The sequence below is a fragment of the Sphingobacterium allocomposti genome (assembly GCF_008124885.1).
Classification (GTDB): domain Bacteria; phylum Bacteroidota; class Bacteroidia; order Sphingobacteriales; family Sphingobacteriaceae; genus Sphingobacterium; species Sphingobacterium allocomposti.
Genome location: NZ_VNHX01000011.1, coordinates 123,044 through 133,638 on the forward strand (window position 1 = coordinate 123,044; position 10,595 = coordinate 133,638).

Sequence of the window (10,595 nt, forward strand, 5' to 3'; positions counted from 1 at the left end):
ACTGCACTTAAATATTCCGGCTTCGACGTCTTAAGTCACAACTTTCGCTTCCGGTTGCCGTTCACCGATTCTGACTCTTTGCCTCCAGTACCTGATCACGCCTCGCGAAACATCCATTGCACATAATTGATGTTCTTATTGCTGGCTAGATATTTACGCTCGTAGTATGTTTTAATCGCGAGGACATCGTCCACCAATTCCGAATGGTATAGATCGGTCGTTTCCTTCTCTTTCCTTAGCCCCAGCGCATCAATCTGCTCCAACGTATACGCGTAAAAGCCATCGTTGTCGGTTTTCAGATGCATAAGCCCACCGGGTTGCAGCAGCAGCTTATATTTTTCGAGAAACCGCTGGTTAGTCAGCCGCTTTTTCTCCCTACTGATCTGCGGCTGCGGGTCGGGAAACGTTATCCAAATTTCGGCAATCTCATTTTCAGCAAAATGTTCAAGAATAGACTCTATCTGTATACGTAAGAAGCCGACGTTGTCGATGCCTTCTTCCAAAGCAGTTTTTGCTCCTCTCCAAATGCGATTTCCTTTATAATCAATACCAATAAAGTTCCGCTCAGGATAGCGCTTGGCTAAATTCACTGTATATTCGCCTTTTCCGCACGCGAGCTCCAGCACAATCGGATTATTGTTCCCGAAAAATTTCGCCGCCCACTGTCCTTTAAAATCTTTGCCCACGTCCAGCTGTACCACATTCTTGAAGGTGGCGACTTCTGCAAATTTTCTAAGCTTGTCCTTACCCATTTCTGCTAATTTGTCCGCAAAAATAACCTTATATTTGCAGTTATCAATAGTACAACGTGGAAAAAGAAGCCAAAATATTTGTTGCAGGCCATCGGGGGATGGTCGGTTCAGCCATCGTAAGATCGTTGGAAAAAGCAGGATATACACATCTAGTTAAACGGACGTCGGCAGAGCTTGATTTAAGGAACCAAGCAGATGTCGCGGCATTTTTCGCAGAGGAGAAACCGGAATACGTCTTTCTGGCCGCTGCAAAAGTGGGCGGGATCATCGCTAACAATACCTATCGGGCGGATTTTATCTACGAAAACATCGCGATCCAGACAAATGTGATCCACCAGTCGTACGTACACGCTGTAAAAAAGCTTCTTTTTCTTGGTTCCAGCTGTATCTATCCAAAGTTAGCTCCGCAGCCACTAAAGGAAGACTACCTTTTAACCGGCACATTGGAACCCACTAACGAGCCCTATGCGATTGCTAAAATAGCGGGGATTAAAATGTGTGAAGCTTACCGCGCCCAATATGGGTGCAATTTTATCGCTGCGATGCCGACAAATCTCTACGGCATAAATGACAATTATCACCCACAGAATTCACATGTCCTTCCCGCGCTTATACGACGTTTTCATGAAGCAAAGGAACAGGGGCTACCTGAGGTGACTATCTGGGGAACAGGGTCGCCTCTCCGCGAGTTCCTATACGCCGACGATCTGGGCGAGGCTTGCGTGTTTCTGATGGAGAACTATAACGAGGAACAATTCATCAACATCGGCGTAGGCGAAGACCTTTCCATAAAGCAGCTGGCAGAAATGATAAAAGACATCGTGGGCTACCACGGGACGGTTAAGTTTGATACGACGAAACCGGATGGTACTCCCCGAAAACTTATGGACGTCTCGAAATTACACCGCCTCGGCTGGAAACACCGCACTTCACTTAAGGTCGGTATAGCGCTAGCTTATCAGGATTATCTGGCGAAGTATACCGTGTAAAGCCTATACCGTTGTGTTAGCGGATGATACGGGAAGATCTCCGTCAAGGGGGGCCGGTGGCGTAATGGCATCCGTAGCCGGAACAGCCTTCTTTCTCTTCTTCTTTTTGTCTTTAGGTCGGATAAATGCCGAAACTTTACTGATTACATTACTTATGCGGTTCTGGTTCACTTGACCGATAGCCGTCTCCGAAGCGAGCAATACGAGCGCCTTTTTTACCCATCCAGCCTTACGCAGTAACGTTGAATTCAGCACGATGGGCGCTCCGATCTGCAACACATTGGTTAACCAATCGGCGTCCTTCCCCTGCGTCACTTTTCCGATTCCGTTGACAACTCCCTTGACTACTCCTGCTCCGGGAATATTACTCGTCAAATTCCGGAAGAAGCGCGCCGGAGCATCAATCTTCTTCTTCAACAGGTCGTATTGATCTGTTAAATAAGCCTCCTGCTCCCGTCTCCGTTGATTTACACGAGCAATTTCGACTTTTAAATCCTGCAGGTTATTTATTTTCTGTGAATTCTTCATTTACGTTTGCGTTAACTTTCTCTTCCACGATATCATCATCTTCTTCACCGTCCCATTTGCTCGCGAGCTTACGGATGGTCAAATTCATAAAGATATTTTCCAGCTTGGGCTCGAAGGCACGGATGAGCAGCAGGAGAATAAAAAAAATCACACCTGTCAACAGAAATCCGAGGGCGTTGCTTCCCAATAGCTCACCTAAAAAGAAGCCGAGTGCCAGCGAACAGAAGAAAATAATAAATAAAGTAAACACTACCTTGGTAACATCCAGCACGAGCGAGCCCGCGATGCGGGATCCTTTTGCCAGCGCCTTCAGCTGCAACAGTTTTATCTGTGTATCTACGTATTCCTTCCCCTTCTGGAAGGTACCACTCAATGAAAATTTTTCTTCTTCCATGAATTATAGTTTGGTGGAAGGAGGCTGCCCCCAACGGCAGGGGTTATCGCCGTACGATAGCGCCCAATCGGTGTTGTAACAGCCACTTCCGTTATGTCCATTAGGAGTCTATCCCAATTTGTCAGCGCAACCTACGCGTGTTCTTCAATTTCGTCATCTATTGCCGCTTCCGCCTTGCCCGCTTTAGACTTCAACGTTGAGACAAGCTTCTCTTTCAGCTCATTAAGTTGGTCGAACTGCTCTTCCGCACGCTCTTTAATTGCATCGCCCAAGTCCGCTAACGATTCGTTGATCTTGTCGCGTGTTTCCGAACCTTTCTCCGGCGCAAATAACAAACCTAATACCGCTCCAGCCGCTAATCCGGCTAACAATGCTGTAACAATTTTACCGTTTTCGTTCATGTGATTTTTCTTTTAATGATTCAAAACCTAATAGTAGACGATATATGATTAACAAACGATCGCTCCAATCGTTTTTAAAAATACAAAAGTATTTTAATCTACACCGCTTATTGCAAGACAACAAAAACCCTTCCAATCGTCGGCCCGTCGGTCGTTGCTTTTTGAATTTATTATTAATTTTTTCTATATTTAAGCAACCATTTATAACGACCATGCTTGTAAAAACTTTTAGTAGTGCCGTCTACGGCATAGAAGCAACGACTGTTTCGGTGGAGGTGCATATTTCCACCGGTACCCGATATTATATCGTTGGTCTGCCGGATAACGCCATCAAAGAAAGCTGGCAGCGTATAGAAAGTGCCATTATGACCATGCAGTATCGTATGCCACGCCAAAAGATAGTGGTCAATTTGGCACCTGCGGACATCCGGAAAGAAGGTTCTGCTTACGATCTTTCCATCGCCTTAGGAATCCTGGCCGCTTCCGGCCAGGTCAGACCTGCGTTGCTAACCGATTATCTTGTTCTCGGAGAACTCTCTTTAGATGGGGAGATCCAACCCGTAAAAGGAGCGCTGCCCGTTGCTCTACAGGCCCAGAAAGACGGCTTTCGGGGAATTATACTGCCCCGCGCGAACGCACGGGAAGCTGCGGCGGTCCAAGGCTTAGAAGTATTGCCGGCAGACAACCTCCAAGACGTCATCGCCTTCCTGGATGGCGTCCGGCCTCTCGCTAGGGAAGAAATAAATATGGAAAAAGAGTTCTTTCGCCACGTCAATGATTACGAAGTCGATTTCGCTGACGTCAAAGGTCAGCATAACATTAAACGGGCGCTGGAAATAGCCGCAGCCGGAGGACATAACATTATCCTTATCGGCCCTCCCGGCGCTGGAAAAACCATGCTCGCCAGACGCCTGCCCACGATCCTCCCGCCCCTTCTTCTGGAAGAATCGCTGGAAACAACGAAAATACATTCGGTGGCAGGCCAGCTCAGCGCGCTTTCTTCATTGATGACGAAGCGTCCATTTAGGGCGCCCCACCATACAATTTCGGATGTCGCATTGGTGGGTGGCGGATCGCACCCACAGCCGGGAGAGATATCGCTAGCGCATCACGGTGTCCTCTTTCTGGATGAGCTACCGGAGTTTAAAAGATCCGTCCTGGAAGTGATGCGCCAACCGCTTGAATCAAGACAGATCACGATATCCCGGGCAAAGATCTCCGTAGATTACCCGGCAAGTTTTATGTTGGTAGCAGCCATGAACCCCTGCCCTTGCGGCTACTATAACCATCCGGAGAAGGAATGTATCTGTGGCAGCGCCGTCGTACAGCGCTATCTGAGCAAGATATCGGGTCCCTTGCTCGACCGTATAGATCTGCACGTCGAAGTAACACCCGTAGCGTTTAATGAATTGGCCGGTAACACACAAAACGAAGCCAGTGCAACCATACGCCAGCGCGTTATACAGGCGCGCGCGATCCAGGAAAAGCGCTTCACCAACCATGAAAACATACACAACAATGCACAGATGAGCGCAAAAACAGTGCGGGAAATCTGCTCCATTGACGACAGCGGCAAGCAGCTCCTACAGACAGCAATGGAACGGCTAGGCCTTTCAGCGAGAGCATACGACCGGATACTGAAGGTAGCACGAACGATAGCAGACATGGAGGCATCAGCGTCTATTCACAACCATCATCTGGCCGAAGCCATCCACTTTAGGAGTCTTGATAGAGAAAATTGGACGGGGTAACGTCACCGTCACCCTATTTAGATTATGCAAAAACAACGGGCAATCATCGCTGTCTCCTGAAGTTAGATACTTAAAATTGGCCGATGAAATGTCTTATTGACCAAGGGTATAATAACAGGGTTAAAGCGATACCAGTAAGAGCACCATAGAGGTGGGCGTCGTGATTGATACCGTCATTGGCCTTCTTCGACGCCCAGACGCAATAACCTAGAAATAGCAAAGCGAACAGATAAGCCGGCATCGGAATGATCATAAACAACCCAAGCATCGCCTTTGGCTGAAACAGGATAAAGCTAAATAGTACCGCGCAGATAGCGCCCGAAGCACCTAGGCTGTAATAACCGATGCTATTGCGATGTTGGAGAATCGTCGGGACATCGCTTAACACTAAACTCAGCAGATATAACAGTGCGAAATAGAGGTGTCCTGCCGCCCCGCTAAACTGAACGAACATCGACTCTAAGCTGAAGCCAAAATAGTAGAATGTCATCATGTTGAACAGCAAATGCATCCAATCTTTATGAATCAACCCGCTGGTCAATATCGTGTAAAACCTTGATCTATCGCGGTGAATGGTATGAGGGTGCAGCATCAGACGGCCAAACCAATGCGGATTAGAAAAGACAAAAAGGCTCATCCCAATCGTCAGAGCAAAAATGACCGAAGCAACCGGTGTTGCCTGAAATGTTTGTAACATGAATGTGTGTTTAAAATCTATCTTCGACCAGGAAAACGTACAGGTCTTTCGGGCCATGAGCGCCGAGGACCAACATTTTTTCGATATCCGCTGTCCGACTTGGCCCTGTAATCAGCGTTACCATAGAGGGCAACTCATTGGGATACCGTTCCGCCAACCGTCGAAGGCCATGCTTAATGTCCATGACCAGCTGCGATGCTTTTGCAACGACGATATGCACGGGCGGGTAGATACTTAGCCGACGTCCAGCAGCATTGGCATTGGACACCAGAACGCTTCCGTTACGCGCAATCAATGCTTCACATGTCGTTATCCCCACATCGGCTGCCTCAAAGTTGTGGTCGCTGGTATACACGGGAAAGCCGTACGACCCTAATAGTCCCTGAATATCCTTCTCCCAGGCGAAAATCTTTTTCACCTTTAGCTTTTCCGCCAATAGAATCAGGTTCTCAATCAGCGCAATCTCTCCATCGCAATAAACAAAATTACCAGAGGCCCTCGTCAGCTCGCGGGCAAAAGTAACGTCCAGCGATTCTTCCTCATCCTTATAGAGCGGAGAGTCCTCAAAATCCATATGCGGATTATCCCGCTTTTGCAGTAAAGCTTGGCGGATCTTCTTCAGCATACGTTCCTTTGCGGTGGTGTTTTTTATATTCATATAACTAAAAAGAGGATACTTAAAGACTTAGATAAAGTATGCACCTTTCTTTAAGCATCCTCAAAAGTGTTATCGTCCGATTATCCTTGCAGATCCTGTCCGCCGTCCGTCTTGGTGTCGTTATTGTTTTCCTGCGGAAGATCTAACGGCAAGTCGGTTTGGGGCACACCGCCTCCGTCCGCACCTCCGTTGACGAACTCATCATACGTTGTACGGTTTTCGAAAGGCCGCTTTCCCAAGATCTCTTCTAAGTCGCTTTGGAACAGGATCTCCTTCTCCAATAACTTCTCTGCAATCTTAATTAAGCCCTCTTGCTTATCCAGCAAAAGCTGTTTCGTCCGCTCATATACGGCGGCAATCAACGTACGGACCTCCTCGTCTATCAGCTCGGCCGTCTGGTCCGAATAAGGTTTCTGAAATTGCGATTCGCCAGAGCTATCACGGAACGAAATATTGCCCACCTTATCGTTCATGCCGTATACGGCAATCATGGCGTAAGCCAGTTTCGTGATACGTTCCAGATCATTCTGTGCTCCCGTGCTGATACGGCCGAAGGTGATATCTTCTGCTACGCGTCCCCCCATCGTCATGCACATACTGTCCAACAATTGCTCCGTTGTATATAAAAACTGCTCTTTCGGCAGGTATTGCGCATAACCAAGCGCGGCGACGCCACGTGGAACAATCGACACCTTAACCAGCGGGTCGGCATATTCCAAAAACCATCCGGCAATGGCGTGCCCTGCCTCGTGATAGGCAACGATTTTCTTCTCTTCGGGAGATATAATTTTGTTCTTCTTCTCCAGACCACCTATGACGCGATCTATGGCATCCTGAAAGTCCTGCATGTCGATGGAGCGCTTATTCTTTCTTGCAGCGATCAGCGCAGCTTCATTACACACATTAGCGATTTCGGCACCGGCAAATCCTGGCGTCTGTGCGGACAGTTTTTTTGCATCGACCTCTTCTGACAGCTTCAGGGGCTTCAGGTGCACATTGAATATCTGCTCACGTCCAATCAGATCCGGCTTATCAATGGAAATCTGCCGATCGAAACGTCCCGGACGCAGCAGCGCCGAGTCCAGCACATCCAGCCGGTTGGTCGCCGCCAAGATGATAACCCCGAGGTTCGTGCCAAACCCGTCCATCTCCACCAGCAGCTGATTTAACGTGTTTTCGCGCTCATCATTGCCTCCCATAATGGAGTTCTTACCGCGCGCACGGCCGATAGCATCGATTTCATCAATAAAAATGATACAAGGCGCTTTCTCCTTTGCCTGTTTAAACAGGTCGCGTACACGCGAAGCACCGACACCGACGAACATTTCCACAAAATCGGATCCTGACAAGGAGAAAAACGGAACCTGTGCCTCTCCGGCCACAGCCTTTGCCAGCAAGGTCTTACCCGTTCCGGGAGGCCCCACCAACAGTGCACCTTTCGGAATCTTACCACCGAGGTCGGTATATTTCTTAGGATTTTTCAGGAAATCGACGATCTCCATGACCTCTGTCTTCGCTTCCTCCAAGCCCGCTACATCGTTAAATGTGATGTTAATCTGCGACTCCTTATCGAATAGCTGTGCTTTCGATTTTCCGATATTGAAAATAGCACCGCCGCCGCCGCCGGCGCCGCCGCCCATACGTCGCATCAACAACATCCAGATAGCAACGATAATCAGCAAAGGCAGCATGAAGGAAATAAACCATCCTGCCCAAGGATTCGAGCGATCCTCATACGTCACCGAAATTTTGGGCTGCCCGGTAGCTAGGCTATCCTGGGATGCATTTAATTTCTTCTCAAGAATATCGGCCGATGGTTCAGTAAACACATATTGCGGCCCAACAGCAGGGTTGAGCATCAACGAGTTCGAGCTCGGCGCTACATCTTTATACTTTTCGTCTGTCAGTCTATCTTTTTTAATATAGACCTCCACATCCACTAAATCATTATTTTTAAAAGCGACCAACTTCTCCACATCGCCCGGACGCAGCATCTTCTCTTCAAATTCCGCATAGCTGATCTTTTTTGCCGATTCACTGCTAAAAAAGTACTGCAGTCCAAAAAATCCGAGGATAATTAATATCCACAGCCACATCATGTTAAACTTAGGCGGAACAGGAGTCACTTTTTTACTTGGGATTTTCTTCATTATATCTTCTATCTTTTTGAAAGTATCTGTTTGTTTGCAAAGAGCACCTTATCATTATCGCCGACAGGCCGGCGGCACTCTTTCTCTTGTAGGATCTTTTGTTAACGTGTTTGCCGATTAGGCACTTTGATATGTTTGCACCTGGGCGTCTCCCCACAAATCCTCTATGCCATAATGGCTTCTTTTTTCCGTTTTAAAAATATGGACAACGACGTCCACAAAGTCCAGCAAGATCCACTCACCGTTTCCATGACCTTCTTTATGCCAAGGTTCTTGCCCAAACGCTTTATAAACTTCTTCTTCCACACTTTTTGCTATCGCATTTACCTGAATCGTGGAGTCCGCATGACAAATTACGAAATAATCCGATAAGGTAGCATTAACACCCCGCATATCCATCCGCACAATATCGTTGCCTTTCTTCTCCTGCATTCCCACAACCACAATTTCAGCAAGCTTCCCGGACAACTGGTTTTTCGTGTTTTTACTCATTAAAAAATATTAATTTTGAACGATTTATTTTTAAAATACATTTCTCTTGCAAAATAACACATTTTCCGGACTTTATCTCAGACAAAATTTAATTGTACTGGAGGAAGTGTCGTCCACCAATGATTATTTAAAAGAACTTTTGTCAAATATTAAGCCACTTCCCGAAGCCACTGCCATTATGGCAAACCACCAGGCCTGCGGCAGAGGACAAAGGGGTAGCACCTGGATAAGCCAATCTGGCCAAAATCTCATGGTCAGCTTTGTCCTATATCCTAAGAACATCACAATAGCCCAAACGTTTAATCTAAACATGGCAATTTGTATAGGAATACAGCAATGGTTAGCGGGACAGGTCGCGGGCGCGACCGTCAAATGGCCAAATGACCTGTATATCCACGACCGTAAAATTGGGGGCGTACTTATCGAGAACCAGCTATCAGGGAGCCGCATCCGCTCAAGCATTATCGGCATCGGGCTGAATATCAACCAACTAGATTTTCCGGACACTATTGCCCAACGCGCTACGTCCTTGCGCCTGGAAACCGCTTCGTCGTCGGAGCTTCCTATCCTTCCCTGTTGCCTGCAGCTGTTGGAATCCGTTTTATCCGTATACGACGCCTACGATATCCGTGATGCCGAACCGCTCCGCTCGGCCTATAATAACCTCCTCTATAGAAGAGGGGTGCCCTCTCCTTTTAACGTCGGGAACGAACCGGTACAAGGGACAATTGAAGAAGTTGATGCGTCCGGCAGGCTCATCGTCATGATCGACGGCGAAAGGTGCTCTTTCGATCTAAAAGAGATACAATTCATAACCGGCGGATAGAAGGTTAGCTACGCCGCCTCAATCTTTACAAATTAACGACTTAACAAGTCACAAAATCACCATTTTACAACTTCCGGCATTTGGTTACACAGATTTGTCTCGTTACCTTTGTCGGTGCTTCTGCATGGTTAAACTTTCCGGAAGCATATTAGTCCAACTGAGAGTAAGACAAAAATCACATGAAGAAATTAAGCTTATTAATCATTACGATTTTGTTTACGGGAGCGGGCGCTATGGCGCAGATTTACAACCCCGTAAAATGGAGTGTAGCTTCCAAAAAGCTAAGCAGCACTGAAGCCGTTGTTTTCGTTAAAGCCACTATTCAGGATGGCTGGCATATCTATGGCCTAAATGTTCCGGATGGAGGGCCGATATCCACTTCATTCCGCTTTTTGCCATCGAAAGATTTCGCGCTAAATGGGAAAGTCGCAGCACCGACACCCCAGTCGAAGTATGAAAAGGATTTCAAAATGAATGTTCCTTATTATGCTAAGGAAGTTACTTTTCAACAAAAAGTTAAACTCAATAAGAACCAAACAACGGTAAAGGGCGTAGTGGAATTCATGGCCTGCGATAAAAGCCAGTGTTTACCCCCTGATGAGTACGCTTTTAACGTCACAATTAAGTAGTATTGTGAATATAGCAGAATAATAAGGCAGTAGTTTACTGCCTTTTTTTTATTTTAGCGCATTATCAACAGTAGCTATGCGTCTATTCATTAAATTCTTTGTCGTTCTACAAATATCAACGCTCGTCTTATTGGGTACCTCTTTTGCACAGCAAGACAGTTTAGTCTCCTTCGATGACGTTGAATTTACAGATGGATCGTCATCGACCGATACAGATACGTTGGTCAGTGTTCCGGACGATCTCGTTTTTACGGATGGCGCCGATAGCACTGTTGGGGAAACTGCCGCATCCGATGAGTCGGTAACGGAGGTGGAAGCTGCGGCAGGG

General features: G+C 47.1%; 12 protein-coding genes and 1 pseudogene. 5 read left to right on the forward strand and 8 right to left on the reverse strand.

Annotated features, from left to right (window positions below):
* Nucleotides 1–95: 95 nt before the first annotated feature.
* Entirely contained in the window at nt 96–752 is a 657-nt protein-coding gene (gene trmB, locus BC792_RS09775; protein WP_148908817.1) for a tRNA (guanosine(46)-N7)-methyltransferase TrmB, read from the reverse strand.
* A gap of 56 nt (nt 753–808) precedes the next feature.
* Between trmB and fcl the strand changes: the two genes are divergently transcribed.
* A complete protein-coding gene (gene fcl, locus BC792_RS09780) occupies nt 809–1,741 on the forward strand; it encodes a GDP-L-fucose synthase (protein WP_148908818.1) in 933 nt (310 codons plus the stop codon).
* Nucleotides 1,742–1,744: 3 nt separating this feature from the next.
* On the opposite strand, the gene BC792_RS09785 is transcribed toward fcl, so the two are convergent.
* From BC792_RS09785 to BC792_RS09795, 3 genes are all read right to left on the reverse strand, one after another.
* Nucleotides 1,745–2,269: a hypothetical protein gene (locus BC792_RS09785; protein WP_211357517.1), complete on the reverse strand. Its 525-nt coding sequence runs from the start codon at nt 2,267–2,269 to the stop codon at nt 1,745–1,747.
* A complete protein-coding gene (locus BC792_RS09790) occupies nt 2,244–2,663 on the reverse strand; it encodes a hypothetical protein (RefSeq protein WP_148908819.1) in 420 nt (139 codons plus the stop codon). Before BC792_RS09790 ends, BC792_RS09785 begins: the two co-directional genes overlap by 26 nt.
* A gap of 131 nt (nt 2,664–2,794) precedes the next feature.
* Nucleotides 2,795–3,064, reverse strand: a complete 270-nt coding sequence (locus tag BC792_RS09795) for a YtxH domain-containing protein (protein ID WP_148908820.1) — start codon at nt 3,062–3,064, stop codon at nt 2,795–2,797.
* Between the two features lie 212 nt (nt 3,065–3,276).
* Between BC792_RS09795 and BC792_RS09800 the strand changes: the two genes are divergently transcribed.
* Nucleotides 3,277–4,815, forward strand: coding sequence for a YifB family Mg chelatase-like AAA ATPase (locus tag BC792_RS09800; protein WP_148908821.1), 1,539 nt, complete (start codon nt 3,277–3,279; stop codon nt 4,813–4,815).
* 70 nt (nt 4,816–4,885) lie between these two features.
* Here the strand turns inward: BC792_RS09800 and BC792_RS09805 are convergent, their stop codons facing one another.
* The 4 genes from BC792_RS09805 to rsfS form a co-directional block, all read right to left on the reverse strand.
* Entirely contained in the window at nt 4,886–5,512 is a 627-nt protein-coding gene (locus BC792_RS09805) for a rhomboid family intramembrane serine protease (RefSeq protein ID WP_148908822.1), read from the reverse strand.
* 10 nt (nt 5,513–5,522) lie between these two features.
* Nucleotides 5,523–6,170: a LutC/YkgG family protein gene (locus BC792_RS09810; protein ID WP_148908823.1), complete on the reverse strand. Its 648-nt coding sequence runs from the start codon at nt 6,168–6,170 to the stop codon at nt 5,523–5,525.
* A gap of 80 nt (nt 6,171–6,250) precedes the next feature.
* Nucleotides 6,251–8,320 (reverse strand): ATP-dependent zinc metalloprotease FtsH, encoded by a 2,070-nt coding sequence (gene ftsH / locus BC792_RS09815; RefSeq protein ID WP_148908824.1) that lies wholly within the window; start codon nt 8,318–8,320, stop codon nt 6,251–6,253.
* Between the two features lie 117 nt (nt 8,321–8,437).
* Entirely contained in the window at nt 8,438–8,812 is a 375-nt protein-coding gene (rsfS, locus tag BC792_RS09820; protein ID WP_148908825.1) for a ribosome silencing factor, read from the reverse strand.
* 46 nt (nt 8,813–8,858) lie between these two features.
* Here rsfS and BC792_RS09825 point away from each other — a divergent pair, with 46 nt between their 5' ends.
* The 3 genes and pseudogenes from BC792_RS09825 to BC792_RS09835 all read left to right on the forward strand — a co-directional run.
* The gene (locus BC792_RS09825) at nt 8,859–9,638 is read left to right on the forward strand and encodes a biotin--[acetyl-CoA-carboxylase] ligase (protein ID WP_148908826.1); all 780 of its coding nucleotides are present in this window, start codon (nt 8,859–8,861) and stop codon (nt 9,636–9,638) included.
* Nucleotides 9,639–9,817: 179 nt separating this feature from the next.
* Nucleotides 9,818–10,267 carry a protein-disulfide reductase DsbD domain-containing protein gene (locus BC792_RS09830; RefSeq protein ID WP_148908827.1) on the forward strand — a complete coding sequence of 150 codons (450 nt, stop codon included), beginning with the start codon at nt 9,818–9,820 and terminating at the stop codon, nt 10,265–10,267.
* A gap of 76 nt (nt 10,268–10,343) precedes the next feature.
* A pseudogene (locus tag BC792_RS09835) lies at nt 10,344–10,595 on the forward strand (hypothetical protein); the annotation flags it as partial.